This is a genomic window from Catenulispora sp. MAP12-49, from assembly GCF_041262705.1.
Classification (GTDB): domain Bacteria; phylum Actinomycetota; class Actinomycetes; order Streptomycetales; family Catenulisporaceae; genus Catenulispora.
Window position 1 is genome coordinate 152,562 of the sequence record NZ_JBGCCP010000010.1, and the last position, 26,975, is coordinate 179,536.

Here is a 26,975-nt window from a genome sequence, read left to right on the forward strand (position 1 = left end):
CTCACTCACTGTTCGGGCACCGTGTCCGTCCGGCCGACGATGCTGTCGGTCACCGTCCCGTTGGCGGCCGAGCGGGCCGCCTCCAGCTCGCGCGGCGTCTGCACCGGCGGGCGGGTCTGCAGGGTGCGGCGCGAGGAGCCGATCCAGGCCGGGCGCTGCGGGCGCTTGGCCACCGGGGCGAAGATCGCCGCGATCTGCTCCTTGTTCAGCGTCTCCTTCTCCAGCAGCTCCAGGACCAGCTGGTCCAGGATGTCGCGGTACTCGACCAGGACCTCCCAGGCCTCGTCGTGCGCGCTCTCGATGAGCCGCTTGACCTCCTCGTCGACGATCGAGGCGATCTCCTCGGAGTAGTCGCGCTGGTGGCCCATGTCCCGGCCCAGGAAGACCTCGCCGGAGTCCTTGCCGAACTTGATCGGGCCCAGGCGCTCGGTCATGCCGTACTGGGTGACCATCGAGCGGGCGATGTTGGTGGCCTTCTCGATGTCGTTGGAGGCGCCGGTGGTCGGGTCGTGGAAGACCAGCTCCTCGGCGGTGCGCCCGCCCATCGCGTAGGCCAGGTTGTCCAGCATCTCGTTGCGCGTGGTGGAGTACTTGTCCTCCTCCGGCAGCACCATGGTGTAGCCCAGGGCGCGGCCGCGGGACAGGATCGTCACCTTGTGCACCGGGTCCAGGTTCGGCATCGCGTGCGCCACCAGGGCGTGGCCGCCCTCGTGGTAGGCGGTGACCTTCTTCTCCTTGTCGCTCATCAGGCGGGTGCGCTTCTGGGGGCCGGCGACCACGCGGTCCACGGCCTCGTCCAGCGACTCGTTGTCGATGAGCTTCTTGTCCCCGCGCGCGGTCAGCAGCGCGGCCTCGTTCAGCACGTTGGCCAGGTCCGCGCCGGTGAAGCCGGGGGTGCGCTTGGCCAGCGAGTCCAGGTCCACGCCCTGGGCCAACGGCTTGCCCTTGGAGTGCACCCGCAGGATCTGCTTGCGGCCCTCCAGGTCCGGGGCCTCGACCGCGATCTGCCGGTCGAAGCGGCCCGGGCGCAGCAGCGCCGGGTCCAGGATGTCCGGGCGGTTGGTCGCGGCGATCAGGATCACGCCGCCCTTGACGTCGAAGCCGTCCATCTCGACCAGCAGCTGGTTCAGCGTCTGCTCGCGCTCGTCATGGCCGCCGCCCAGGCCGGCGCCGCGGTGCCGGCCCACGGCGTCGATCTCGTCGACGAACACGATCGCCGGTGCGTTGGCCTTGGCCTGCTCGAACAGGTCGCGCACCCGGGAGGCGCCGACACCGACGAACATCTCGACGAAGTCCGAGCCGGAGATCGAGAAGAACGGCACGCCGGCCTCGCCGGCCACCGCGCGGGCCAGCAGGGTCTTGCCGGTTCCGGGCGGGCCGTAGAGCAGCACGCCCTTGGGGATCTTGGCACCGATGGCCTGGAACTTCGCCGGGGCCTCCAGGAACTCCTTGACCTCCTGGAGCTCCTCCACGGCCTCGTCGGCACCGGCCACGTCGGCGAAGGTGGTCTTCGGGGTGTCCTTGCTGACCAGCTTGGCCTTGGACTTCCCGAAGTTCATCACCCGGGAGCCGCCGCCCTGCATCTGGTTCATCAGGAACAGGAAGACCAGGGCGATCAGCACGAAGGGCAGCAGCGTGATCAGGATGCCGACGAAGGCGTTCTGCCTGGCCAGCGAGACGTTGTAGCCGTCCTTGAGGCCGCCGGCCGTCTGAGAGCTGTCCAGCGCCTGCGTGATGGCGGCGCCCTGCTGGTCGTTCAGGTAGGTGGCCTTCAGGTCGGAGGCGCCCTGCTGCTGGGCCACCGTGCTGTTCGGGTCGACCTTGATCTCGACCGAGGAGCCGGAGCCGCCGACGACCTTGGCCGAGACGGCCTGGTTCTTGTGGATGGCGTCCAGGATGACGGAGGTGTCCACGGACTTGGGGCCGCCGGCCGAGGAGACCAGCTGCATGACCGCGAGGACCGCCACGACGGCCAGGACGACCCAGATCACTGGGCCTCGGAAGTAACGCTTGACGTCCATCGATCCTCTACGACTCGTGCTAGCGGTTCACGGCGGGGGTGGGGTGGTTCATGATGCCTAACGACCGTACGCGGTCACTGCGTTCCCGCGCGAGGCTCCCGATGAACCACTACTGGTCCCAACGTGGCTTATCGGAGTGTCATTCCGCCTACGAACTGTATACGTGCGGCGCGAGTGTGCCGATGAAGGGCAGACCGCGGAAGCGCTGGGCGTAGTCCAGGCCGTAGCCGACGACGAACTCGTTGGGGATGTCGAAGCCGACGTACTTGACGTCGATGGCCACCTTGGCGGCATCGGGCTTGCGCAGCAGCGTCACCACCTCCAGCGAGGCCGGACGGCGCGAGCGCAGGTTGGACAGCAGCCAGGACAGGGTCAGCCCGGAGTCGATGATGTCCTCGACCACCAGCACGTGCCGGTCCTGGATGTCGGCGCCGAGGTCCTTCAGGATCCGCACCACCCCGGAGGACTTGGTGCCCGCCCCGTAGGAGGAGATCGCCATCCAGTCCATCTCGGAGTCGATGTGCAGCTCGCGGATCAGGTCGGCCATCACCACCAGCGCGCCGTTGAGCACCCCGACCAGCAGGACTTCCTTGCCCTGGTAGTCGGCCTCGATCGCGCGGGCGAGCCCGGCCACCTTGGCCTTGATCTCGTCGGCGGGGATGAGGACCTTCTCCAGATCCTGGCCCATGTCCTTGTCGTCCACGCTGGAAGCCCCTCGTGCGTCGCTAAGCCGGCATCAACAATCCGGCCGGGGCGGGGTCCTCCGCCGGCTGGCCGGGATCGTTCCGGTCCGCGCCTGCTCGGCGCAGCGCACCGGATCTCTCGAAGGCCAGCTTTCCATACCGCCGGGCCACCGCGACCGCGCTGGGCAGGTGCAACGGCCCCTGGCCCCGCCAGTCGGTCAGCAGCCGGTCCAGCTCCTCGATGTGGACCGCGGCCAGGTCAGAGCCGGGGCACCCGGCCCGCAGCGCGGCCAGGCGCAGCACCCGGCGGCGCACGGCGGTGGGCAGCCCGGACAGTTCGGACACGTCGAGGTAGTGGGACAGATCACAGTCGCCGAAGGGTTCCAGCAGCCGGTCGAACTCCCGGGCGGCCCACGCGTCGAGCGCCTCGGTGTCCTCACGCAGCATCTTCGCGGTCCGCGCCAGGGCTTCCGGTATCCCCGGCCCGAGGGCCTCGGACAGCGCCGGGATGGCCGCGTGCCGGACCCGCGAACGGGTGTAGGCCGGGTCGGTGTTGTGCGGATCGTCCCAGGGCTCGAAGCCCTCGGCCGCGGCGGCGGCCACGGTGGTGCTCCGCGGCAGGTCCAGGAAGGGGCGCGCGTAACGGCCGCTCACCGCGGGCATCCCGGCCAGGCTCCGGGCCCCCGAGCCCCGGGCCAGCCCGAGCAGCACGGTCTCGGCCTGGTCGTCGCGGGTGTGGCCGAGCAGGACGGTGGCCGCGCCGAGGCGCTCGGCGGCGGCGTCCAGCGCGCCGTAGCGCGCGACCCGGGCCGCGGCCTCGGGCCCGCCGCGCCCCTCGACCCGCACCGACAGGCTCTCGACCGGGTCGAAGCCCAGGCCGCCGAGGAAGCGCACGACGCGCTCGGCCTGCGCGGCCGAGCCCTCCTGCAGGTTGTGGTCGACGGTCAGGCCGCCGAAGCGCAGCGAGAGCCGGGGCGCGACGAACGCGGTCGCGCAGGCCAGCGCGATGGAGTCGGCGCCGCCGGAGCAGGCGACCAGGACCAGGGCGCCCGGGGGGAGGTCGGACAGGGCCTTGCGGACGGCCAGACGTATCGCGGCGACGGCGGGTGCTGGACCCATGGTGGTACTCCTTCGTACATGCGACGCCCAGGTCTTTCTCCTTGGGCATCTTTCCCGGAGCAACGACGCAGACCCTTCTCAGGTCGCGGCGACACTCCGCAGGACCACCCTTACGGCGTGGAGCGGTCCCGCGGTCGGCGACTTTCGCCCATCATGCGCTCACTTCCCCGGACTGCCCAAGGCCGCACTACGGCTGCACCAGGGCCGTACCAGGGCCGCACCCGGGCCGGACTAAGGCCGCACGCGGGCCAGCCAGGCGGCCGGGTCGTGGATCTCGGCCCTGGTGGGCAGCGTGTTCGGCGAGGTCCACACCCGGTTGAAGCCGGACATCCCGGCCTGCTCGACCACCGCGCCGACGAACTTCGCGCCGTCGCGGTACTGCCGGATCTTGGCGTCCATGCCGATCACCCGGCGCACGATGGCGTCGATCCGGCTGGCGCCCTTGGCCCGGCGCTGCCCGAACTTGGCGCGGATGTCGCCGACGCTCGGCACCACCTGGGGTCCGACGCCGTCCATCACGAAGTCCGCGTGCCCCTCCAGCAGCGACATCACCGCGACCATCCGGTCCAGCACCGCGACCTGCGCCGGGGTCTGCACCAGCTCGGTGATCGGGCGCCGCTCGCCGGTCTCGCGCCGCAGCGCGGCGGCCTCGCGGACCCGCTTGGCCAGCGCGCCGGGGTCGGTGTCCATGCCGGCGATGAAGGACTCGATCTCGCCGAGGATGTGCGCCCGCAGCCACGGCACCGCGGCGAACTGGGTGCGGTGCGTCTCCTCGTGCAGGCAGACCCACAGCCGGAAGTCGTCCGGCTTGACCTGCAGCTCGCGCTCCACGCTGACGATGTTCGGGGCGACCAGCAGCAGCCGGCCGGGCTCCTGGAAGATCTCGTACTGCCCCAGGATCCGGTGCGACAGGTAGGCCAGCAGGGTGCCCAGCTCCAGCGCGGTGGCCTTCGGGCCCAGGGCCGCCAGCCCGGAGGGCGGCACGCCCTCGCGCTTCTCGTTCAGCTTGCGGGCCAGCGGCTCGGTGACGATCCGGAAGCCCTCGGCGTTGGCCTTGATCCAGCCAGCCCGGTCCACCACCAGCACCTGCGGCTCGGTCAGGATGGTGCCCTGGTTGGCCAGGCCCGTGAAGGCGGCCACGTGCTCGCGGGACTCGGCGGCGTATCGGCGCAGGTCCGCAACCGTGGCGGCGGCCTCGGCCGCGGAGGTCGCCGGGCCCGGCCGCACCAGGCGCTGCGCCGTCGCCACCGCAAGTTGCCAGTCGACCAGCTGCGCTCTCGCCGTCATGGCTCTCAGGCTACGTGGCGGGGACGGCGAAACCTAGATCGGATCGCGGCGGATCGGCCGGGCGAGGGGGTCATCCGGTGGACGCCGTGGCCCCGGCCTGCCCGGTCACCGCCAGGTAGTGGTCGGCGATGGCGTCCGCGGTCGTGGTCCACACACCGGGGTGGTTCACCACGTAACCTACTGACAAACCGGCCGCCAGATGCCGACCCGCGGGCCGTAGTCATGCCAGCCGTAGTTAGAGTTCGATGTCCTGGCTCATGCGACCATGGTCGAACCTTCACATGGATGTGAAGGTCAAGCGGCGAGGCAAAGCCCTCGGACGACCTGCGAGGTGGGCCACATGCGCATCGGCGAACTGGCGGAGCTCACCGCCACCAGCCCCCGGCTGCTCCGCTACTACGAGGAGCAGGGCCTGATCCGCGTCGGCCGCTGCGCCAACGGCTACCGCGACTACGACGAGGCCCTGGTCGACCAGGTCGCGCACATCCGCGGCCTGCTGGACGCGGGGCTTTCCACGCGCATCATCAAGCAGATCCTGCCGTGCCTGAACGAGCCGAGCGAGATCCACTTCGCGGACGCGACACCGGAGATCATCGAGACGCTGGAGGGGCACCGCGACCGGCTCGCGGAGCGGATCGCCCTGCTGACGCGGAACCATGACGCGATCGCGGCTTATGTGGGGTCGTTGAAGCAGTGCGCACTGGGCGTCGAGCCGGACCTGGTCGAGACGGGTGCGGAGGCGGCGGCTTAGGAGCGGGGCCGGCTCAGGGCTCAGAGGCTCTGCTTCTGCTTCAGCTTCTCCAGCCTGGCCGCCATCGTGGCCCGCCGGGCGTACACCGCCTCGCGCCGTTCTTCCATCTGCTCCAGCGCGTCCTTGCGGTTCCGCTTCGAGAGCCGGTCGAGGTAGACGGTCCCGGACAGGTGGTCGGTCTCGTGCTGCAGGCACCGGGCGAAGTAGTCCCGCCCCTCGATGACCAGCGGCTCGCCGTCCTTGTCGAAGCCGCGCACGACGGCGCTCTCGGTCCGCGGGACGACCACCGTCGCGCCCGGCACGGACAGGCAGCCCTCCACGTCCTCTACGAGCCGCCGCCCCTCTCCTTCGGGCAACTCCAGGACCGGGTTGGCGATGTGGCCGACGTGCCGCCCGCCGCGTCCGTCGAGGCAGTCGAACACGAACAGCCGCAGATCCACGCCGACCTGGTTGGCGGCCAGCCCGGCGCCCTCGGCCACGTGCATCGCCAGGAACATGTCGTCGATCAGCGCGGACAGTTCCGCGCTCCCGAACTCGGTCACCTCCCGGCACGGCCGCCCCAGGACCTCCTCCCCCACCTCGGTGATGCGGCGCAGCGAACCGCACCCCGCTTCGGGCGCGACCGTCGGGTAGCTGCCGGCCGGCCGGCCCTGCACACGCACGTCCATCGCGGATGTCCTCTCGCTGACTTGCCCCGGGCTTTGCAAAGTACCAAACTTTGCAAAGTGAACGACGTCCTGCGCGACCACGAGATCCGATCAGCGCTGCTGGACCTGCTGGCCGAGGTCGGCACGGTCACGGCCACCGAAGCCGCGAACCGCCTCGGCCACAGCTCGGGACTGTGCTCGTTCCACCTGCGCCAACTCGAACGCCACGGCCTCATCGAGGAAGCCCCGCACACCGGAGGCCGTGCGCGCCCCTGGCGCCTGAAGCAGGAGGCGCCCGTCGGCGACGACCAGTTCGGCGACCTGGCCCGCGGCCTGGAGGACGAGAGCTGGCAGCGCTGGCTGACCCTGCGCGACCAGGCACCCGCCGCGTGGCCGCGCGACGAGGCCTTCAGCACGGTCGCCTACCTGACCGCCGAGGAGATGAAGCAGATCGCCGGCGCGATCCAGAAGATGCTCGCGCGCTACCAGGATCGCGAGCAGCGCCCGCTGGCCCGGCCGGAGGGGGCGCTGCCGGTCGCGCTCATCGCGCGCTTGTTCCCGCTGGTGCCGGAGGACTCCGACGAGACAGGCCGCGGCTGATCAGCAGCCACGGCCTGTCCGTTCAACGTTCTCTGCATCTCAACGTTCTTTGCATCTCAACGTGCTCTGCTCAACGTTCTTTGCACCCCCGCATCGGGCGCTCACCCCGCCGCCCGGCGGGCGTCCGCCGCTACCCTCCGCCGCACCCGCATCCCGCCAGCGTCGTGGCCAGCCGGTCCACCGCGGCCCGGGCCGCGGCCGCGTCCGGCGCCTCGTCCGCCATCAGCGAGAACACCAGCAGCTGCCCCGAGCTGTCGCGGACCAGGCCGGCCAGCGTCACCACGCCGGTCAGCGATCCGGTCTTGGCGCGCACCAGGCCGGCGCCGGCCAGGGACGGCGGGAGCGTGTAGCGGCCGTCCTCGGCCAGGGTGCCGGTGAAGCCGGCCACCGGCAGGCCGGTCAGCGCCGCGCGCAGCTCCGGGTGGGCGTCGGCGGCCGCCGCCGACAGGACCCTGACCTCGAAGGCCGGGGTGACGCTGTCCTTGCGGGACAGGCCGCTGCCGTCCAGGACGTTCAGGCCGGTCAGGTCCACGCCCAGCCTGCCGAGTTCGTCGCGGACCGCCGCCACGCCGCCGTCGAACGTCGCCGGCTTGCCGTCGGCGACGGCCACGTGGCGCAGCAGTGCTTCGGCGAGGTCGTTGTCGGAGACCGTGAGCATGTGCTCGACCAGGTCGGCCAGGCGCGGGGAGGTCACCGCCGCCACCTGGGTGCCGGAGCCCGCGGACGCCGCGGCGGGCTTGCCGGTCACCTGGATGCCGTGGGCCGCCAGGCGGCTCGCGAAGTCCGCCGCCGCGACCGCTGCCGGGTCGCTCACGCGCGGGCTCAGGTCGTCCGCGGCCTTGGCGCGGCCCTCGTCGACCATCAGGCCGGTGACCGGCGCCACGTTGCCGTCGGTGTACTCCGGGGACCACGTCGGGTTCAGGCCGGGACCGCTGAAAACCGAGGCGTCGTAGCCGAGTGTGACCGAATTCACGCCTTTGGCGTGCAGGGCTGTCGCGGTGCGCGCGGCGAGGTCGTCCAGGGAGGCCGGCTGGTAGCCCGGATCGGAGGAAGGGCCCTGCGTCGACAAGGTCGGGTCACCCCCTCCGACCAGCACGATCGATGCCGTGGCGCCGGAGTTCGGGCCCTGCACCACGCGAGTCGCGAACCGGTCGTCGGGCCCCAGCGCGGCCAGCGCCGCGACGGCGGTCACCACTTTGTTCGTGGACGCCGGGGCGAACCCGTCGGTGGCGTGATCGTCGAAGAGCAGCGTCGGCGAGGCCGGGTCGGCGACCGCGATCCCGACGTGCTTGCCGAGCCCGGCCGCGAGGGTCAGCGGGCCCAGCGCGCCGGCCAGCTGACCGGGCGTCAGCCCACCGCCGGGCTTTTCACCTGCGAGAACAGGCTGCAACGCGACACCGGCCGGGGCGTGCGCGGGCCCGGCGGACCGGCTCGTGGGCGCCGGCGGGGACGGCGGGACCGAGTGCCGCGACCCCGCGGCGACCGGGCCGACCCCGGCCCCCGAACCACTCCGGCGTTCGCTCACGCGTTGCCCGCCGGACCACGGACCGGCTGCCCACACGCAGCCCGCGGCCAGTACGATCCCGAGCGCGGCTGACACAATGGCGGTCGGCAGCGTTCCCGGCACCTGTCTTGCCACTCAGGTCACTCCTTGATCTCGCGAACTCTGTCGTCACCGCCTGTCTGGGCGACACTAGTAGCAGCACCTGAAAGCGCGGAAACGAGGAAAGACCAATGGAGTTCGACGTTCTCATCGAGATCCCCAAGGGCCAGCGCAACAAGTACGAGGTCGACCACAAGACCGGCCGCATACGGCTGGACCGCATGCTTTTCACCTCGATGGTCTACCCGACGGACTACGGCTTCATCGAGGACACGCTGTCCCTGGACGGCGACCCGCTGGACGCGATGGTCCTGCTCGACGAGCCGACCTTCCCGGGCTGCCTGATCCGCTGCCGCGCGATCGGCATGCTGAACATGGCCGACGAGGCCGGCGGCGACGACAAGATCCTGTGCGTGCCGGCCACCGACCCGCGCTTCGAGCACCTGCGCGACTACCACCACATCTCCGAGTTCGAGCGCCAGGAGATCCAGCACTTCTTCACCAGCTACAAGGACCTGGAGCCGGGCAAGGAGGTCCACCACGCCGAGTGGCAGAACCGGGCCCAGGCCGAGACCGAGATCCAGCGCTCCTACAAGCGGTTCGAGGAGCTGCCGGAGGAGGAGAAGGTCCACCACCTGTAGGCGTTCCGCGGCAGACGGTGCGTTGACACAGACCGTGCGTTGACACAGACGGTGGCGGTGACACCGGCCGGCCTCAGCCCGGACCGGCCCGGTGAACGGTGAGAACGCCGGAGCCCCCGGCGGGAGCGATCCCGCCGGGGGCTTCGCGTTGCGGGACGGCATCGCCGCTGCTGCGGCCCCCCTCGGACCGCGACGTCCCACACGCCTTCGGATGGCTCGGAACGAGCTCAGACGAGCCTCAGATGGCGCGACCTCCCAGACCCCCACGTCCGCGGATCGCGCTCATGGCCGAGCGCCTCATCGTGCTGCGTCGTCGTCTTCCCCTCTATGACCCCGGCGCGCGCCGGATTGTGACATCCCCGCCAAGTAATCTCCGAGAGGGCTGCGGGCGTACAGCACGCTGCGGCCGTGCCGGGCCCGCGACGTGAGCCCGGCGTGGTGCTGGCGCCGACCTGCTTCGCGCGCGGGGCGGTCAGCCAGATCGATCCGGCGTCGGACCCCTGGATCCTGTGCCCGGCCCGCGGTCTGGCGACGCTGGCCGAGCGCGTGGTCCCGCCGTCCCCGGGGCCGGCGCTGGAGCGCCTGCTCGGGGAGCCGCGGGCCCGGCTGCTGCTGATGCTCGCCGAGCCGGTGACGACCACCGAGCCGGCCCGGCAACTGGAGGTCACCCAGACCGCGATCCGGCACGGCCCGGCCGGCTGGGCGGTGCTGGCGGCCGTCTTCGCGGTGGCCGGACCGGCGATGGCGCCGGTGGGCGGTGGCCCGCCGGCACACGCCCGTCCGAACCCTGACAAGCCGGTTGGCAGGCGCCCGCCGCGGGCCGCTAGCATCGGCCCCTTCGCGACCGGCGAGAGGGGCCGCAGCCATGAGCAAGTACCGGGTCAACGTCTGCCTGCCGCCGGCGGCGCTGTCCGACGTCGAGGGCGCGCTGGCCGAGGCGATGGCGCCGTTCGACATGAACCGCGGCGACACGTTCGACCCCGAGGCCACCTGGGACTGGTACCGCGTCGACGCCGGCCGCCAGCGCTTCGCCGTGAAGCCCCGCCACGACGGCGACCCCCGCCTGATCCACGCCGACCCGGTGATCGTCGGCACCCCGCCCGAGCCCCTCCGCTGCGACGGCGGCCCCCGGGGCCTGCTGGACTTCGACGCCTGCCGCCGCGCCGCCCGCACCGAGGCCCGGGTCTACTGGCAGGCCCAGCACGACGACTTCCAACGCCTGGTCGCCGACCACCCGCCGGCCGAACCGCTGACGGCGTTCCTGGCCCGCCACGCCGCCGACCCCGAGGGCTACCCCCGCACCGAGGCCGTCGCCGACCACCACGCGCAGCCGCTCATCAAGGCCCTGAACCACCAGTCGGTGTTCGAGCGCTACCCGAGCCTGGGCGCCTGGGTCCTGGGCCCCGACACGGACCCGATCACCATCTACACCCGCGACCCCGAACCCGGCTTCGAACTGGCGGAGACCTGGGCCGTGGCCCGCGCCGCCCTTCTCACCCTGGACGGCGAGTGGACCGGCATCAAGCCCTACAGCCCGGCCCCGGACGAGGAGAGCGACACCTTCGCGCGGCGGTCCACCACGTATCTGGAGGAGTTGGACGAGGACTGCGTCGTCGTACGGCTGCTCTGCCATTGCTGAGGGGTGAGGAGCCAGGAGCCGAGGACACGCTTTCGGTGCCACCTCACGCGTGATCGTTGCTCACGCCTCGGCGAACCACGTCTTCTCTCCGCCGTCGAGGTACTGCTTCACATACTTCTGATGCCGCGGCGGCAACTCGGGCAGCTCCGCGATCGGGAACCAGCCGACGTCCACCGACTCGTCGTCGTTGACCCGCGCGGTCCCACCGGTCGGCGTGCAGACGAAGACCACGTCCAAGAACACCGTCTCGTCGTCGTTGGCGTGGGTGAGCCGGCCCGTCGTATCCACCGCCAGCACCCGCTCGGCCCGCGCCGTCACCCCGGTCTCCTCCAGGATCTCGCGCACGATCCCGACCGCCGGCTGCTCCCCCGGATCCAGGCACCCCGTGACCAGCGTCCACTGGAGGTTGTCGGCGCGCCGCACCAGCAGCACCCGCTGCTCGCCGTCGACGACGAGGCCGGTGCTCCCGGGCAGCCAGAGCAGGTCGTGGCCTATCTTCTTGCGGATGTCGACGATGAACTCGGGAATCGGCATGCTGTCACGCTAGCGGCTGCGGGTTACGGGGCATGCGCCGATGAGTAGGGTCATCGGCATGTCTGCTGATCTGGGATTCACATGCCGGTGCTGCGGGGAGCGGCATGAAGAGCTTCCGCGGTCGTTCCACGCCGAAGCGCCGGCCTACTGGTTCCCCGAGCTGGCCGAGGATGAGTCCAGCGAGCTGACGCCCGAACTGTGCATCATCAAGGGCGAGCACTTCTTCATCCGCGGCCTTGTCCAGCTCCCGATCCTCGACAGCGGCGACGTTTTCGACTGGGGCGTGTGGGTCTCCCTGAGCAGGGACAGCTTCCAGCGGGTGCTGGACCTGTGGGAGACCGAGGGCCGCGAGGCGGAGCCGCCGTATTTCGGCTGGTTCTCCACCGAGCTGAGCCGGTACTCCCCGTCGACCATGAACCTCAAGACCCACGTGCACACCCGGCCGGTCGGCAAACGCCCGCTGATCGAGCTGGAGGCCACCGACCATCCGCTGGCCGTGGAGCAGCGCACGGGCATCACCATGGACCGGGTCCGGCAGATCGCCGAGGAGATCCTGCATCCGGGCAGCCCGACATAGGGCGCCGCTACGGCCGCCCGTAGAAACTGGGCGTCCCGTTGATCCACAGCGACTGCTGCTCGACCACGCCGCCGGGGTGCGGTGCCTGGATGATGCGGTCGTTCCCGATGTACACCGCCTCGTGGTAGATGGTGTGCGGGTTGGCGGGGTCCTCGGCCCAGAAGACCAGATCGCCGGGGCGGAGCTGGGCGTAGGTGAGCGAGTGCATCGCCAGGTACTGCCATTGCGCCGGGTGCGGGAAGGACCAGCCGCCGGCTTCCAGGCCGCGCATCGCCAGGCCTGAGCAGTCGAAGACGTCCGGACCCGCGCCGCCCCAGACGTAGGGCTTGCCGAGCTGTGCGTAGATGTAGGTCAGCATCTGGCGGACGGCGCCTTCGGCCGGCGGCGCGGCGCTCGCGGGACTGGCCGGCGGCGTCCACGTCGTCGCGCCGCCGCTGCTCGACGCGGGCGGCTGCGCGTGCGTCGAGCCACCGGATGCCGACGCCGCGGCCGACTGCCGTGCCACCGCCTGCTGCGCCGCGAGCGCCTCCAGTCCGGCCTCCCGCTGCCGCTCCAGCCCGATCTCGATCCCCTGCGCCGCCGCCAGCTCGCTCAGCAGCGCGTCCTGTTGCACCTGGATGGCCGCCACCTGGACCTGCGCGTCGGAGGCCGCCGTGCGCGCCGCCTCCAGCGCGCTCTCCGCCTGGGCCTGGGCTCGGCGCTCGTCCGCGGCGGTCTGGTCGGCCTGTCGGCGGGCCGAGGTCGCGTCCTTCGTGGCCTGCCGGGTGCCGTTCACGGCCAGGGCCTCGGCGGCGTCGTGGTTCGCCAGTGCCTGGCGGCGGACGGCGAAGTCGTGCAGGGAGCCGGCGTGGAGCAGGGTCAGCGCCGCCGCCATGTCCGAGCCCTGCCGGTAGGTCTCGGCCGCGAAGGCGCCGAGGCGCTGCTCGGCCTGGTGCTGCGCGTCCAGGGCGACGATGGCTTGGGCCTGCGCGGCGTCGGCTGCCTGGGCCGCTGTCGCCGCCTGGGCCACGGCGGTGTCGTACGCCTCGGCGGCCAAGCCGGCGCGTGCCAGGAGGGTGTGCAGGCGGGTGCCGGCGGCGTCCAGGGCCTGCTGGATGCCGTCGGCGGCGGACTGGCGGTCGGCGACGTCGGCCTTGGCCTGGTCGACGGCGTCCTGGCCGGGGATCTGGACGGACCTCTGGCCGGGCGTCTGGCCGGGCGGCACCGGGGTGCCCGGGCCCGGACCCGGGTCGGCATGCGCCGCGGCGCCGAGCAGCGCCGCCGTCAGGACCGTGGCCGCGACGAGCGCCGCCCGCAGGCCGTGCCCGCGTCCTCGCATGCCGAACTCCTTCCGCGCCGCCCGCTGGGTGAATGAGTGCCCGAATGGCTGTGGGATGATCTACCCACAGCCACCGGCGACCTTTCATCACAAAATGAGCGGTTTGCGCGAAGCGTGGTCAGAAGGCCTGCGGTTTCCACCGAACGAGGGAATCCGCGAACGACCGGGCCCCGGAAACGATCACAGGGCGGTCGCAGGACCCTGTCCCGCGCCGCCCGCACACCGCCAAGATCACAAAGCCCTGCGGTACCGCGTCTCGTCCAGCACCTCGGCCCCGGCCTCGAACCCCGAGACCCCGCCGTCGTGCCGCCACCCGGTGTGCTCGTAGAACGCCCGCGACGCGGAGTTGATCGCCAGCACCCACAGCGTCGCCTCGCGGTAGCCGGCCTCCCGCAGCCGCCGCAGCGCGGCCTCCTGCAACCGGGACCCGATCCCCAGCCGCCAGATCGCGGGGTCGACGTATATGGCGTTGAGCTCCCCCACGCTGCCCTCGGCCTCGTCCTCATCACGGCTCGGCCCCACCGAGGCGAACCCCGAGACCACCCCGCCGACCTCGGCGACCAGCACCACCATCCGCCGCGCCGCCCGATCGGCCAGCATCCGCCGGGCACTGAGCACGAAACCGTCCACCGACAACCCGGCCAGGTAGTCCGCCGGCATCAGCCCCGAATAGGCGACCTGCCACGCCGCGTGCCGCACCCGCCCGATCTCCTCGGCATCCCCCTCCACCGCCTCACGGATGGCGACGCCACGGGCCGGACGCGTGCTCGAACTCATGCGCGCCATTATGACCGGTCAGGCCGGGACCGGGTCGGGCGAACGCGCCAAGGCGGGTGGTCAGCGATAGTCGCCGAGGGTGCCGAAATCGATGTCGATGTCGAAGGGCACCGAGACCTTCAGCCGCTCGCCGAAGGTGCCGGTCAAGCTGTAGTCGCCGGTGAGCGGGTCGAGAGTGTAGACATAAGCGATCATTCCCTCGCCATCTCGCTCGATGAGCCACAGGTTCTTGATCCCGGCCCGCGCGTACTCGGGCGGCTTGATCTCATGATCGCGCTCGACAGACTCCGGCGAGACGATCTCGATGGCGAGCGCGATGTCCTCGGGACGGTAGAAGGTCTCGCTCAGGTCCGGCCGTGACGCGGATTCCGCGACGACGAGGACGTCGGGCTCGGGCCGATTCCGGTCGTCCAGCCAGGCGGTCATCTCATGGGTGACGCGCCAGCCCTCCGGCGCGCTCGATCGCAACACGACGCGGAGGAAGAACGTGATGAGGCTGTGCCAGGCGTTTCGCGGGGATGTGAAGACCAGGCTCCCATCGAGCAGTTCCGTGTGGGGAGGGAGCCTTGGCAGCCGGTCCAAGTCGGCGGAAGTGAAACCGCTCATGCGCCGATCCTACGAACGGCACCCGCCTCGACACCCACAGTCGGCAAGATCAAGGCTTTTCTTCACTCTCACGAGCGAAGAAAAGCCGACCATATTCACTCCTCCGAGTGACAGCGCCCAGCCCTACTTCGTCCCCGAATTCGCCGTCTTCTTCGCAGCCGTCTTCTTCGCCGCCGTGGCCTTCGCCGTCTTCGTCCCCGAAGCCGCCGTCTTCTTCGCCGCGGTCTTCTTCGCCGGGGCCTTCTTGGCGGTCTTCTTCGCCGGTCCCTTGGCGCGCTTCTCGGCGAGCAGCTCGTAGGCCTTCGCCGGGGTGATGCCCTCGACCGTCTCGCTCTTGGGGATGGTCACGTTGGTCTCGCCGTCGGTCAGGTACTCGCCGTAGAAGCCCGACTTGATCACGATCGGCTTGCCGGACACCGGGTCCGGGCCCAGTTCGCGCAGCGGGGGCTTGGCCGCGCCGCGGCCGCGGGCCTTGGGCTGCTTGTAGATCTCCAGGGCCTCCTCGAGGGTGATCGTGAAGATCTGCTCCTCGGAGGTGATCGAGCGGGAGTCCGCGCCCTTCTTCAGGTAGGGGCCGTAGCGGCCGTTCTGGACCGTGATCTCCTCGTTGGACTCCGGGTCGGCGCCGACCACGCGGGGCAGCGACAGGAGCTGCAGCGCCTCCTCCAGGGTGACCGTGTCCAGGCCCATGTTCTTGAACAGGGAGCCGGTGCGGGCCTTCACCGCGTTCTTGCCGCGCGTCGGGGTGCCCTCGGGGAGGATCTCGGTGACGTACGGGCCGAAGCGGCCGGCCTTGGCCACGATCTCGAAGCCGGTCGAGGGGTCCCTGCCCAGTTCGCGGTCGCCGCTGGGCTGCAGGAAGAGCTCCTCGGCGAAGGCCGGGGTGAGCTCGTCCGGCGGGAGGTCGTCCGGGACGCTGGCGCGCTGCTGGGTGCCGTCCTCCAGGTTGCGCTCGATGTACGGGCCGAAGCGGCCCACGCGCAGGATGATGCCGTCCTCGCCGACCGGGAAGGAGTTCACCTCCCGGGCGTCGATGTTGCCCAGGTCGGTGACCAGGTCCTTCAGGCCGCCGAGGTGGTCGAACACCGCGCCGTCGCCACCGGTCTTGCCCGCCGGCGCGCCGGCCTGCTCGGTCTCGGCCGGGCCGAAGTAGAACCGGCGCAGCCACGGCACGCGCTGCGCCTCGCCGCGGGCGATGCGGTCCAGGTCGTCCTCCATGCGCGCGGTGAACTCGTAGTTCACCAGGTCGCCGAAGTGGTTCTCCAGCAGCCCGACCACCGCGAAGGCGATGTAGGACGGGACCAGCGCGGTGCCCTTCTTGAAGGCGTAGCCGCGGTCCAGGATCGTGCCCAGGATCGTGGAGTACGTCGAGGGCCGGCCGATCTCGCGCTCTTCCATCTCCTTGATCAGCGAGGCCTCGGTGAAGCGCGCGGGCGGCTTGGTCGAGTGCCCGTCCGCGGTGACCTTGGTGGTGGTCAGCGCGTCGCCCTCGGCCACGGCCGGCAGCCGCTGCTCGGAGTCGTCCAGCGCGGCGTCCGGGTCGTCGGTGCCCTCCACGTAGGCCTTCAGGAAGCCGTGGAAGGAGATGATGCGGCCGCTGGCGCTGAACTCCACGTCCCGGCCGTCGGAGGCGGCGCCGCCGACCTTCACCGTCACGGTGTGGCCGGTGGCGTCCTTCATCTGGGAGGCGACGGTGCGCATCCAGATCAGCTCGTACAGCCGGAACTCGTCGCCCGAAAGGCCGGTCTGCGCCGGGGTGCGGAAGGTGTCGCCGGAGGGCCGGATCGCCTCGTGCGCCTCCTGCGCGTTCTTCACCTTGGAGTCGTAGCGGCGCGGCACGTCCGGCAGGTAGTCGGCGCCGTACAGCTCGCGCACCTGGGTCCGGGCGGCGTTCAGCGCGGTGTCCGACAGCGTGATGCTGTCGGTACGCATATAGGTGATGTAGCCGTTCTCGTACAGGCTCTGCGCGACCCGCATGGTGCGCTTGGAGTCCATGCCGAGCTTGCGGCTGGCCTCCTGCTGCAGCGTGGTGGTCCGGAAGGGGGCGTACGGCGAGCGCCGGTACGGCTTGCGCTCCACGCCGCGGACGCTGAAGTCCGCCTCGCGCAGCGCCGCGGCCAGCGCCTTGGCGGTGACCTCGGTCAGGTGCGCGACGTTCTGGCTTCCGCTCTTGAGCTGCCCGTCCGGCCCGAAGTCGCGGCCGGCGGCCACGCGCTTGCCGTCGACGCTGGCCAGCCGGGCGGTCATGGCGCGCGGGTCGTCCGGCCCGGCGGCCTTCAGCGTCTCGAAGGTGCCGGTCAGGTCCCAGTACTCGGCGGCGCGGAACGCGATGCGCTCGCGCTCCCGGTCCACCACCATGCGGGTGGCCACCGACTGCACGCGGCCGGCCGACAGGCCGGTGCGGACCTTCTTCCACAGCACCGGGGAGACCTCGTAGCCGTAGAGCCGGTCCAGGATGCGGCGGGTCTCCTGGGCGTCGACCAGCTGGAGGTTGATCTCGCGGGTGTTGCGCACCGCCGCCTGGATCGCCTCGCGGGTGATCTCGTGGAACACCATGCGCTTGGCGGGGACCTTCGGCTTGAGCACCTCGTGCAGGTGCCACGCGATGGCCTCGCCCTCGCGGTCCTCGTCGGTGGCCAGCAGGAGTTCGTCGGCTTCCTTCAGGAGGTCCTTGAGCTTGGCGACCTGCTTGCGCTTGTCGGCGTTGACCAGGTACAGCGGCTCGAAGTCGCCGTCCACGTCCACGCCGAGCCGGCCCATCGAGGTGCCCTTGTACTTCTCCGGCACCTCGTCGGCGCCGGCGGGCAGGTCCCGGATGTGGCCGACGGAAGCCTCGACGGTGTAGCCCGCACCGAGGTAGCCCTTGATCGTCTTCGCCTTGGCCGGCGACTCGACGATGACCAGCCGGCGCGTCGAACCGCCCGAGTCCGCTGAACCCTTGCCTGCCACCGTTACCTCTGCTTCCCAACTGCTAGCCCCAAGGGATACGCGCTTGGGCGTACCCCGCACACCGCGGTACGACACGTGGTCGGGACACCGCGACACCAACGGAGAGTGACCGTACCTCAGCCGTACGTCTCCGCGCTGTCTACTGTGTCCTACTCGTTGTCTTGAATGGTCGGCGTACAACCGAACGTTAACCCGAACTGGCGTATAGGACGGAACCGGAAAACGCCAGAGGTGGGACGGATGTGACGCAGGACAACCGGTGTTGAGGCCATCGACGCTGATGGCAGCACCGGGTACGCACTACGCCACGGGGAACAGATATCCGTCCTCGACCAGCCCCCGGATGGCCTCGACGGCCCCGGTGCGCAGGCTCCGGCCGTCGATTCCGTAGCGTTCGCCGACAGCGTCCAGGATTTCCCCGAGCGGGGTCTCCCCGTCCGAGGCGCCCACCACCGCGGCCCCGACCGGGTCGATGTCCGCCGAACGCATGAAGCCTTCCTGCTGGCTCAGCCGCGAGGAGTCGCTGCCCCAGCCGCTACCGCCCCCGTACGTCGGCTGCGCGACCTGCTCCCAGCGCACGTCCGGGGCCACCGCCAGGCGGCGCTGCATGAGCTCGTCGTCGTCGGTGCCGCGCAGGAAGTCGTGGCGGGCGAACCAGCTCGGGATGTGCGGCCCGAGCGGCTGCTCCACCGGGTGCGAGATCTCCTCCAGGCGCATCAGCGGGCTCTCGGCGCCGGCGTTGTGCAGGGTGATCCAGCCGAAGCCGATGGCGTTGACCTTGTTCTGCTCGAAGTAGTCCAGCCAGGCGTCGTAGCGCGCCGGATAGTCCGGGGTCCCGTACTCGCCGGAGTCGCGCAGCCAGAGCTCGACGTACTCGGCCGGATCCTGGGCCTCGCGCTGCACCACCCAGGCGTCGCAGCCGGTGTCCCGCACCCAGCCGGCCACCCGCTCGCGCCAGTCCACGCCGTCCACGTGCAGCCAGTTCGCCAGCACCTGGCACCAGCCGTCCTCGGCCAGGTGGCGGTGGGCGTTGCTGACCAGCTGCCGGCACACCTCGTCGGCCGGCAGCCCGGAGTCGCGATAGACGAAGCGACCACCCTGCGCGGCGTTGTCCGGCGAGATCACGAACGGCGGATTGGACACGACCAGATCGAACAACTCGCCCTGCACCGGCTCGAACAGCGAGCCCTCACGCAGGTCGAAGGGCTCGACCCCGGAGAGCTGCTGGGTGAGCCGGGCCAGCTTGAGCGCCCGCGGGTTCCGGTCGGTACCGACCACCCGGTCGACGTGCGTCGACAGGTGCAGCGCCTGCACCCCGCCACCGGTGCCGACATCGAGCGCGGACCGGAACGGGTCACGGATGGTGAGCTGCGCGAGCGTGGTGGAGGCGCCGCCGACGCCAAGAACGTGGTCCTCGCGCACCGGATGGCCCTGCCCCTGCGCATGAAGGCCGCCCGACAGGTCGGAGACGAGGTACCAGTCGTGGCCGTCGTCATCGCCATAGGGCCGGATGTCCATGGCGGCGCGCACCAGCTCCCCCTCGACCGTGACGAGCCCGGCCGCGACCGAGTCCTCGACCGGCAGCGCGGCCTCGACCGCCTTGCGCGCCACCGGCTGCTGAAGCAGGAAGAGCCGGATCAGGGTCTCCACCGGCGACCCCCCGCCAGTGGCCCGCAGCGCCGGGACGCTCTCGCTCCGGGCCAGCGCCGCGTAGGCCAGCGGGCCGAGGACCTCCAGGACGCCGTCCACGGTGTAGTCGGCCTTCATCAGCGCTTCGCGCAGCTTCTCCATGGGTCCATTGTCGCGGGAAACGTGCGGCGCCCCCGACCCGGAGGGCGAGGGCGCCGGCTGCGGTGACTCAGTCGGTGGCCTTCGGGTGACCGACGCCGGCGTAGTCGAGCCAGACCGTCCGGTTCGCGGCATCGATGTGGTACCAGATACGGCCACCGCCGGTGACCTCGTACTGCCAGTGCTCCATGCGCACGCCACCGCTGATCACGAAGGCGTATCCGTACTTAAGCCGGTGGTGACGGTCCGTTGATTCCGCAGGTCTGGGGTCCGCGCGGATGACCTCAAACGCCTTCCGCGTATTGCGCGGAGCCTTGCTGCACAGATCGCGCCAGCCATTGACGGTCGCCGTATCCGCGTAGCGGATCCGCCACTCGCCGTCGATCGGCGGAGGTGCCACGTCATCGTTCCGTTTCGGGCTCATGCATCGCCCTCGTCCGGCACGACAGGTACTTCCACCGGCCCGAAGTCATCCTTCCCAGAAAACTCCCTGTTCAGCAGCCGATACAACTCCGGATCCGCGTAGATCTCGGCCGTGTGCTGCCACTCGATGATCACCTGCGCGACCGGCCGCAGGTTGCGAATCTCGGCTGACGCCCTGGCCACCTCCACCAGTTCAGCCAGGAACTCGTCGACCGCATCGTCCGGAAGGAACCTCGTCCAGGCGAACACACCGGTCAGGGAGCTGCGAAGCACGTCACGCGACGGTTCCCGGGCGATTATCCCCACCAGCAACCGGGTCGTGATGTCGAAGATCTCGGCATCGCGCTCGGCACGCTCGACGGTCGCCAACATCAGGTCCGGCTGGTTCCGGCGCACCAGGCGCAGCATCTCGGTTTCGTCCAGCCGCGAGGTCGTCTCGCGGGGATGCTGAATCAGCTCGGAGAACGGTACGGAGTCACTCACAGTTCCCATGTCTTCAAAGGTACTTCAAAGGTCCGGGTCTGGGGAACGCAAGTCACCCAAAAAAGGCGCCCCCGGCCCGAAGGCCGAGGGCGCCGCATTAATAGGAGAAGACTCCCGGAGCCACCGCTCAGATCGACTGGGCGGAAGCCTCCATCGTCGTGTCCTCGTCCCCGTTGCGCGGGGCGCCCGGGGCCGGCGGGGCCGCCGCCTCCACCGCCGCGCCGGGGCCGGTGGCCGGGGCGTTGGAGTCCGAGTTGGAGTCCGAGACGGCGATCGACTTGCGCTTGCTGTTCCACACCGCCACCGCGATGACCGCCAGGGCGGTGATCGCGATCAGGGCGCGGACCGGGGCGTTGGCGGAGGTGCCGATCGACAGCTGGACCACGGCCGGCACGATCAGGAGGCTGACCAGGTTCATCACCTTGATCAGCGGGTTGATCGCGGGGCCGGCGGTGTCCTTGAAGGGGTCGCCGATGGTGTCGCCGACGATGGTCGCGGTGTGCGCCTCGGAGCCCTTGCCGCCGAAGTTGCCGTCCTCGACCAGCTTCTTGGCGTTGTCCCAGGCGCCGCCGGAGTTCGACAGGAAGACCGCCATCAGGACGCCGGCGCCGATGGTGCCGGCCAGGTAGGAGCCCAGGGCTCCGACGCCGAGGGTGAAGCCGACCGCGATCGGCGCCATCACCGCCAGCAGACCCGGGGTGACCAGCTCGCGCAGCGAGTCGGTGGTGACGATGTCCACCACGCGGCCGTACTCGGGCCGTCCGGTGCCCTCCATGATCCCGGGGATCTCCCGGAACTGGCGGCGGACCTCGTACACGACCGCGCCGGCCGCCCGGGACACGGCGTTGATCGCCAGGCCGGAGAACAGGAACACCACGGACGCGCCGATGATCAGGCCGAACAGGTTGCGCGGGTCGCCGACGTTGAGGATGCCGCCGAACTGCAGGGCCTCCTCCTTGCTGGACACCGTCGGGTTGTGGACCTGGGCGACCGTCTCGGTGATCTTCTGGGTGAACGCCCCGAACAGCGCGGTCGCGGCCAGCACGGCCGTCGCGATCGCGATGCCCTTGGTGATCGCCTTGGTGGTGTTGCCGACCGCGTCCAGCGAGGTCAGCACCTTCGCGCCCTCCTCGCCCACGTCGCCGGACATCTCCGCGATGCCCTGCGCGTTGTCCGAGACCGGGCCGAAGGTGTCCATCGCGACGATGACGCCGACCGTGGTCAGCAGGCCGGTGCCGGCCATGGCCACCGCGAACAGCGACAGGGTCAGCGAGGCGCCGCCGAGCAGGTAGGCCAGGAACACGCCGCCGCCGATCAGCAGCGCCGAGTACACCGCGGACTCCAGGCCGATCCCGATGCCGGCCAGGACCACGGTCGCCGGGCCCGTCAGCGAGGTCTTGCCGATGTCCTGGACCGGACGCCGGTTGGTCTCGGTGAAGTACCCGGTCAGCACCTGGATGGCGGCCGCGACCACGATGCCGATCACCACGGCGCCCAGCGCGATCAGGCGCGGGTCCTTGGTCGCGGCGTCGGCCAGCACGCTGGGATCGACGTGGTCCAGCGAGGAGATCTTGCTGGGCAGGTAGGTGAAGCACGCGATCGCCACCAGCACCACCGCCACCACGGCGCTGACGAAGAAGCCGCGGTTGATCGCCGCCATCGCGTTCTTGTCCCCCGTGCGCGGGGACACCGCGAAGATGCCGATCACCGCGGTGATGACGCCGAGCGCCGGCACCATCAGCGGGAACACCAGGCCCTGGGTACCGAAGGCGATCTTTCCCAGAATCAGTGCGGCGACCAGCGTCACCGCGTAGGATTCGAACAGGTCCGCGGCCATGCCCGCGCAGTCGCCGACGTTGTCGCCGACGTTGTCCGCGATGGTCGCGGCGTTGCGCGGGTCGTCCTCGGGGATGTTCTGCTCGACCTTGCCGACCAGGTCCGCGCCGACGTCGGCGGCCTTGGTGAAGATGCCGCCGCCGACGCGCATGAACATCGCCAGCATGGCGGCGCCGAAGCCGAAGCCCTCCAGCACGTTCGGGGCGTTGCCCTTGTAGATCAGCACCACCACGGCCGCGCCGAACAGGCCCAGGCCCACGGTGAACATGCCGACCACGCCGCCGGTGCGGAACGCGATCCGCATCGCCCGCGGCGAGCCGGACTCGTTGGCCGCCGCGGCCACCCGGACGTTCGAGCGCACCGCCAGCCACATGCCGATGTACCCGGTCGTGGCCGAGAAGACGGCTCCGACCAGGAAGAAGATCGAACGGCCGATGCGCTGTGACCAGTCGTCGGCCGGCAGCGCCAGCAGCAGGAAGAAGGCCACGACAGCGAACATCGCCAACGTACGGAACTGCCGCGCGAGGTACGCGGACGCGCCTTCTTGCACCGCGGCCGCGATGCGTTTCATATTCTCTGTGCCCTCACTGGCCGCCAGCACCTCTTTGACAAGGATGCCGGCGACGCCAAGCGCACCTAGGGCGATCACGGCCACCACGAAGATCCAGGCGAGGTTGCCCCCAGCCAAAGGGATCACCGTCGAGCCGCTGTCCGCAATTCGCGGCATGCGTCCTCCACTGTGACGATCCGTATTCCGACGCTGTAACTCAGATCACAGCCAATGGCAGGGGAGTCTACGCGCGAATACACGAGGTCGGTCAACAGATCGTTTCGCCGACCTCACGGATCGCTATGTGATGAAGGACACTTTTCACTCGGTTTGGTGAATGGAAGCGTCGCTTGATGTGGGGTGATGCCCAAAGAATCGGCGGGGCGGCCATGGATGGGGCGCCCCGCCGCGAAGAGTTGCGACCGCCTGCAGTTCGGGCCTACTGCGATGGCCCGAACCGGCGTTCATATAAGTGTTCAGAAATCCTTGACGGGCCAACCCATACGGACCGCGCCGCCCTCGGATCCGGAGGTGATGTCGAGATCGTCCACCAGCCCGGTCAGGACCGCCAGACCCATCTCGGCGTCGTCGAGGTCCTCCTCGTCCTCCGGCTGCGCCGCCGTCTCACCCTCGGCGGCGGCCGGGGCGCCGACCCCGTCGCGGGGACCGGGTACCGCACCGGAGACCTTGTCGGCCACGGTCACCACGAACCGGTCGGGCACCAGGCCCGAGCCGGAGGCGTCGATCGCGTCCAGCACCACGACCACCGGCTCGCCGGGGCAGTGCCGCTGGTGCAGGCCGACGGCCCGGGAACAGGCCTCGCCGACGGCCAGGCGGACCTCGTCGAGCAGCCCGGCCTCCACGCCGACCCGGCGGGCGTGGGCGACCGCGACCAGGCGCGCGGTCCTGACGTGCTCGGGCTGCGGGGTGAACCGCAGCAGAACGGCCGTGGCGCTCTCCGTCTTGGCCACCGTGCCGACGGCCGACGATTGCGCATCCATGTTGGCAGACCCCTTAGGAACAAGTACGGGATGGGACGGCCGGAGGCGGGCCCCGGTGCGCGGCGAGAGCTCTCGCACGGCGCGGCCGGCGAAGCCCGCCGGGCCCGGCTAGTCGACCGCGGTGACGGCCTGCTCCACGCTGTCGCTGATCGGGAAGACCTTGGTCAGGCCGGTGATCCGGAAGATCTTCAGGATCCGCTCCTGGGTGCAGACCAGGCGCAGCGAGCCGTCGTGCGCCCGGACCCGCTTCAGGCCGCCGACCAGCACGCCCAGGCCCGTGGAGTCCAGGAAGTCGACGTCCTCCATGTCCACGATCAGGTGGTACTTCCCGGCACCGACCAGCTCGACCAACTGCTCCCGGAGCTTGGGAGCGGTGTACACGTCGATCTCCCCGCCGACCTTGACGATCGTCCGGCCGTTCTCGTCTCGCGTCTCCAGCTTCAGGTCCACTGCCGGCCTCCAAAATGGTGCCTACCCGCCGCGGCGGGGGTGAGAAAAGGTGTGTCCTCGGCAACACAAAATACAGCTTCACCCGGGTCAGGGCTTGAGCACAGTCAATCACCTCGGGATGACACTCGGCCACGATTCGCGTCAAGTGCCCTCTAATGGTGCGTCGTCCTGCGCCTATGATCGCGCGCCGACGGGTGTCTGGGGGGCGCGCGTGGCCGGAAGGTCGTGTCGTGTCGGGTTCCGTGTCGGATACTGGTCTGCGATGTCGCCGATTTCTCCCTACCAGCAAAACCCCGGCACGGGCGGTGTGTCCACACCGGCACCGGCACTGAATGCTGCCAATACGGAGAACGGCGCTATCCCGGCAACGCTGGAGAGGCTGATCTCGGTTCCCGCGTCGCGCGCGGAGCGAGTGACGCATGTGCGCGTGGTACCGGCCCGGGACGCGGAGCACGGCGAGTGGCCGGAGTGGGCCGACGAAGCCGTGGTGCACGGGTTCCGCGAGGCCGGCGGCGTCGCCCGGCCCTGGCTGCACCAGGTCGCGGCGGCCGAGGCGGCGCGGGCGGGGCAGCATGTGACCCTGGCGACCGGCACCGCCTCCGGCAAATCGATGGGCTTCCAGCTGCCGGCCCTGACCGCGATCCGCGAGAACGCGGGCACCACGCTGTACCTGGCCCCGACGAAGGCGCTGGCCGCGGACCAACTCAGGCGTCTCACTCGGTTGGACGTACCGGGGGTCCGCGCGGGCCTGCTGGACGGCGACACGGACGCCGAGGCCCGCGACTGGGTCCGCCGCTACGCGAACTACGTCCTGAGCAACCCGGACATGCTGCACTACTCGATGCTGCCGGGCCACGCGCGCTGGGCCCCGTTCCTGCGCAAGCTCCGCTATGTCGTCATCGACGAGTGCCACACCTATAAAGGGGTCTTCGGCTCGCACGTGGCGGCGGTCCTGCGGCGGCTGCGCCGCATCTGCGCCCGCTACGGCGCCAGTCCGACCTTCATACTGGCCTCGGCCACGACCGCCGACCCGGCCGTGTCGGCCTCCCGGCTCACCGGGGTCGAGGTCGCCGCGGTCACCGACGACTCCTCCCCGCGCGGTCCTCTGGTGTTCGCCCTGTGGGAGCCTCCCCTGACGACCTTCATCGGGGAACGCGGAGCGCCGGTACGGCGGTCCGCTACAGCGGAAGCCGCGGACCTGCTGACGGACTTGGTGCTGGACGACGTCCGCACCGTCGTCTTCACCCGGTCCCGCCGCGGCGCCGAACAGGTGTCGATGCAGACGCGCGACTACCTGGAGGAGCGCCGCACCGGATACGGCAAACGCATCGCGGCCTATCGCGGCGGCTACCTGAAGACCGAACGCCGCGCGCTGGAAGCCGCCCTGCACATGGACCCGGCCAAGGACGGCGCCCTCGTCGGCCTGGCCGCCACGACCGCCCTGGAGCTCGGCGTGGACGTCGCAGGGCTCGACGCCGTCCTGATGGCCGGGTTCCCCGGTACCCGCGCCTCCCTGTGGCAACAGGCGGGGCGCGCTGGAAGGGCCGGACAGGGCGCGCTGGCCGTCCTCATCGCCCGCGACGACCCGCTGGACACCTACCTGGTCCACCACTCCGAGTCGATCTTCGACCGGCCGGTCGAGGCGTCGGTGCTGGACCCTGACAACCCCTACGTATTGGCGCCGCACCTGTGCGCGGCCGCCGCGGAACTCCCTATTACGGATTCCGACTTGTCGTTGTTCGGCCCGACTTCCGAAGCGCTGCTCTCGGACCTCACCCGCCGCGAGTACCTCCGCCGCCGCCCCACCGGCTGGTACTGGACCCGGCGCGAGCGCCCCTCCGCGCTGACCGACCTGCGCGGCACCGGCGGGCCGTCGGTCCGCATCGTCGAGGACAAGACCGGCCGCCTGCTCGGGACCGTGGACGAGGGCGCCTCGCACTCCTCGGTGCACGACGGAGCCGTGTACCTGCACCAGGGCCACACGTACCTGGTGGACAAGCTGGACCTGGAGCAGAACATAGCGCTGGTGCACCGGGCGAACCCGGACTACACCACGATGGCCCGCGACGTGGTCCAGGTGGGCATCCTGGAGACGGAGCAGACCCAGGACTGGGGCGACGCCTCCCTGCACTTCGGCTCGGTCGAGGTGAGCACGCAGGTGGTCTCGTACCTGAAGCGCAAGGCCGGCACCGGCCAGATCATCGAGACCAAGCCGCTGGACCTCCCCGAACGCATCCTGCGCACCCGCGCGGTCTGGTGGACCGTCGACCCGGCCGCCCTGCGCGACGCCGAACTCGACGCCGCCATGAGCGCCGGCGCCGCGCACGCCGCCGAACACGCCTCCATCGGCCTGCTCCCGCTGTTCACCCCGTGCGACCGCTGGGACATCGGCGGCGTCTCGATGCCGATGCATCCGGACACCGAGCGCCTCACCGTGTTCGTCTACGACGGCCACCCCGGCGGCGCGGGCTTCGCCGAGCGGGCCTACGGCGCGGCCGTGGCGTGGCTCACGGCGACCCGGGACGTGATCGCGGCGTGTGAATGCGTGGAGGGCTGCCCGTCCTGCGTGCAGTCGCCGAAGTGCGGGAACGGGAACAACCCCTTGGACAAGTCCGGTGCGGCCCGCCTGCTGAACCTGGTCCTGACCTGCGCACAGGAAGGACCCCCGCCCGGGACCCGGTAGCGTTGGCGC

Annotated in this window: 23 protein-coding genes; 6 read left to right on the forward strand and 17 right to left on the reverse strand. The window is 70.6% G+C overall.

Going from position 1 to position 26,975, the window contains the following annotated elements:
• Positions 1-5 precede the first annotated feature (5 nt).
• The 4 genes from ftsH to ABIA35_RS20345 form a co-directional block, all read right to left on the reverse strand.
• Positions 6-2,021: an ATP-dependent zinc metalloprotease FtsH gene (gene ftsH / locus ABIA35_RS20330; protein WP_370358896.1), complete on the reverse strand. Its 2,016-nt coding sequence runs from the start codon at positions 2,019-2,021 to the stop codon at positions 6-8.
• Positions 2,022-2,169: 148 nt separating this feature from the next.
• Positions 2,170-2,724: a hypoxanthine phosphoribosyltransferase gene (gene hpt / locus ABIA35_RS20335; protein WP_317623736.1), complete on the reverse strand. Its 555-nt coding sequence runs from the start codon at positions 2,722-2,724 to the stop codon at positions 2,170-2,172.
• Between the two features lie 22 nt (positions 2,725-2,746).
• Complete coding sequence (tilS, locus tag ABIA35_RS20340) at positions 2,747-3,823, reverse strand: tRNA lysidine(34) synthetase TilS (protein WP_370335928.1); 1,077 nt, start codon at positions 3,821-3,823, stop codon at positions 2,747-2,749.
• A 231-nt stretch (positions 3,824-4,054) separates the two neighbouring features.
• Positions 4,055-5,110 carry a zinc-dependent metalloprotease gene (locus tag ABIA35_RS20345; protein WP_370335930.1) on the reverse strand — a complete coding sequence of 352 codons (1,056 nt, stop codon included), beginning with the start codon at positions 5,108-5,110 and terminating at the stop codon, positions 4,055-4,057.
• A 340-nt stretch (positions 5,111-5,450) separates the two neighbouring features.
• Between ABIA35_RS20345 and ABIA35_RS20350 the strand changes: the two genes are divergently transcribed.
• Entirely contained in the window at positions 5,451-5,861 is a 411-nt protein-coding gene (locus tag ABIA35_RS20350; protein ID WP_370335932.1) for a MerR family transcriptional regulator, read from the forward strand.
• Positions 5,862-5,881: 20 nt separating this feature from the next.
• Here ABIA35_RS20350 and def read toward each other — a convergent pair whose 3' ends face one another.
• Complete coding sequence (gene def / locus ABIA35_RS20355) at positions 5,882-6,529, reverse strand: peptide deformylase (protein ID WP_370358897.1); 648 nt, start codon at positions 6,527-6,529, stop codon at positions 5,882-5,884.
• A gap of 57 nt (positions 6,530-6,586) precedes the next feature.
• On the opposite strand from def, the gene ABIA35_RS20360 reads away from it, so the two are divergent.
• The gene (locus ABIA35_RS20360; RefSeq protein ID WP_370335936.1) at positions 6,587-7,108 is read left to right on the forward strand and encodes a winged helix-turn-helix domain-containing protein; all 522 of its coding nucleotides are present in this window, start codon (positions 6,587-6,589) and stop codon (positions 7,106-7,108) included.
• A gap of 130 nt (positions 7,109-7,238) precedes the next feature.
• Here the strand turns inward: ABIA35_RS20360 and dacB are convergent, their stop codons facing one another.
• Positions 7,239-8,633 (reverse strand): D-alanyl-D-alanine carboxypeptidase/D-alanyl-D-alanine-endopeptidase, encoded by a 1,395-nt coding sequence (gene dacB / locus ABIA35_RS20365; protein WP_370358898.1) that lies wholly within the window; start codon positions 8,631-8,633, stop codon positions 7,239-7,241.
• Positions 8,634-8,842: 209 nt separating this feature from the next.
• On the opposite strand from dacB, the gene ABIA35_RS20370 reads away from it, so the two are divergent.
• Together ABIA35_RS20370 and ABIA35_RS20375 are read left to right on the forward strand one after the other, a co-directional pair.
• On the forward strand, positions 8,843-9,352 hold the full coding sequence (locus ABIA35_RS20370) for an inorganic diphosphatase (RefSeq protein ID WP_370335940.1): 510 nt from the start codon (positions 8,843-8,845) through the stop codon (positions 9,350-9,352).
• An 865-nt stretch (positions 9,353-10,217) separates the two neighbouring features.
• Entirely contained in the window at positions 10,218-10,991 is a 774-nt protein-coding gene (locus ABIA35_RS20375) for a hypothetical protein (RefSeq protein WP_370358899.1), read from the forward strand.
• Positions 10,992-11,051: 60 nt separating this feature from the next.
• Here ABIA35_RS20375 and ABIA35_RS20380 read toward each other — a convergent pair whose 3' ends face one another.
• Positions 11,052-11,525 carry an NUDIX domain-containing protein gene (locus ABIA35_RS20380; protein WP_370358900.1) on the reverse strand — a complete coding sequence of 158 codons (474 nt, stop codon included), beginning with the start codon at positions 11,523-11,525 and terminating at the stop codon, positions 11,052-11,054.
• Between the two features lie 58 nt (positions 11,526-11,583).
• Between ABIA35_RS20380 and ABIA35_RS20385 the strand changes: the two genes are divergently transcribed.
• Positions 11,584-12,102: a DUF2199 domain-containing protein gene (locus tag ABIA35_RS20385; RefSeq protein ID WP_370335946.1), complete on the forward strand. Its 519-nt coding sequence runs from the start codon at positions 11,584-11,586 to the stop codon at positions 12,100-12,102.
• Positions 12,103-12,109: 7 nt separating this feature from the next.
• On the opposite strand, the gene ABIA35_RS20390 is transcribed toward ABIA35_RS20385, so the two are convergent.
• From ABIA35_RS20390 to ABIA35_RS20435, 10 genes are all read right to left on the reverse strand, one after another.
• Complete coding sequence (locus ABIA35_RS20390) at positions 12,110-13,420, reverse strand: NlpC/P60 family protein (RefSeq protein ID WP_370358901.1); 1,311 nt, start codon at positions 13,418-13,420, stop codon at positions 12,110-12,112.
• Positions 13,421-13,651: 231 nt separating this feature from the next.
• On the reverse strand, positions 13,652-14,197 hold the full coding sequence (locus ABIA35_RS20395; RefSeq protein WP_370335950.1) for an N-acetyltransferase family protein: 546 nt from the start codon (positions 14,195-14,197) through the stop codon (positions 13,652-13,654).
• Between the two features lie 60 nt (positions 14,198-14,257).
• Entirely contained in the window at positions 14,258-14,803 is a 546-nt protein-coding gene (locus tag ABIA35_RS20400; protein ID WP_370358902.1) for a Uma2 family endonuclease, read from the reverse strand.
• A 123-nt stretch (positions 14,804-14,926) separates the two neighbouring features.
• Positions 14,927-17,752, reverse strand: a complete 2,826-nt coding sequence (topA, locus tag ABIA35_RS20405; protein ID WP_370358903.1) for a type I DNA topoisomerase — start codon at positions 17,750-17,752, stop codon at positions 14,927-14,929.
• A 300-nt stretch (positions 17,753-18,052) separates the two neighbouring features.
• Positions 18,053-19,543: a methyltransferase gene (locus ABIA35_RS20410; protein WP_370335956.1), complete on the reverse strand. Its 1,491-nt coding sequence runs from the start codon at positions 19,541-19,543 to the stop codon at positions 18,053-18,055.
• Between the two features lie 67 nt (positions 19,544-19,610).
• Positions 19,611-19,964 carry a hypothetical protein gene (locus ABIA35_RS20415; RefSeq protein WP_370358904.1) on the reverse strand — a complete coding sequence of 118 codons (354 nt, stop codon included), beginning with the start codon at positions 19,962-19,964 and terminating at the stop codon, positions 19,611-19,613.
• Positions 19,961-20,371, reverse strand: coding sequence for a DUF6247 family protein (locus ABIA35_RS20420; protein ID WP_370358905.1), 411 nt, complete (start codon positions 20,369-20,371; stop codon positions 19,961-19,963). Before ABIA35_RS20420 ends, ABIA35_RS20415 begins: the two co-directional genes overlap by 4 nt.
• A 202-nt stretch (positions 20,372-20,573) precedes the next feature.
• The gene (locus ABIA35_RS20425; protein WP_370335958.1) at positions 20,574-23,009 is read right to left on the reverse strand and encodes a sodium-translocating pyrophosphatase; all 2,436 of its coding nucleotides are present in this window, start codon (positions 23,007-23,009) and stop codon (positions 20,574-20,576) included.
• A 299-nt stretch (positions 23,010-23,308) separates the two neighbouring features.
• Positions 23,309-23,833, reverse strand: coding sequence for an ATP-binding protein (locus tag ABIA35_RS20430; RefSeq protein ID WP_370335960.1), 525 nt, complete (start codon positions 23,831-23,833; stop codon positions 23,309-23,311).
• A 108-nt stretch (positions 23,834-23,941) separates the two neighbouring features.
• A complete protein-coding gene (locus tag ABIA35_RS20435) occupies positions 23,942-24,283 on the reverse strand; it encodes an anti-sigma factor antagonist (protein ID WP_015796998.1) in 342 nt (113 codons plus the stop codon).
• A gap of 262 nt (positions 24,284-24,545) precedes the next feature.
• Here ABIA35_RS20435 and ABIA35_RS20440 point away from each other — a divergent pair, with 262 nt between their 5' ends.
• Positions 24,546-26,966 carry a DEAD/DEAH box helicase gene (locus ABIA35_RS20440; RefSeq protein ID WP_370358906.1) on the forward strand — a complete coding sequence of 807 codons (2,421 nt, stop codon included), beginning with the start codon at positions 24,546-24,548 and terminating at the stop codon, positions 26,964-26,966.
• The last annotated feature ends 9 nt before the right edge of the window (positions 26,967-26,975 follow it).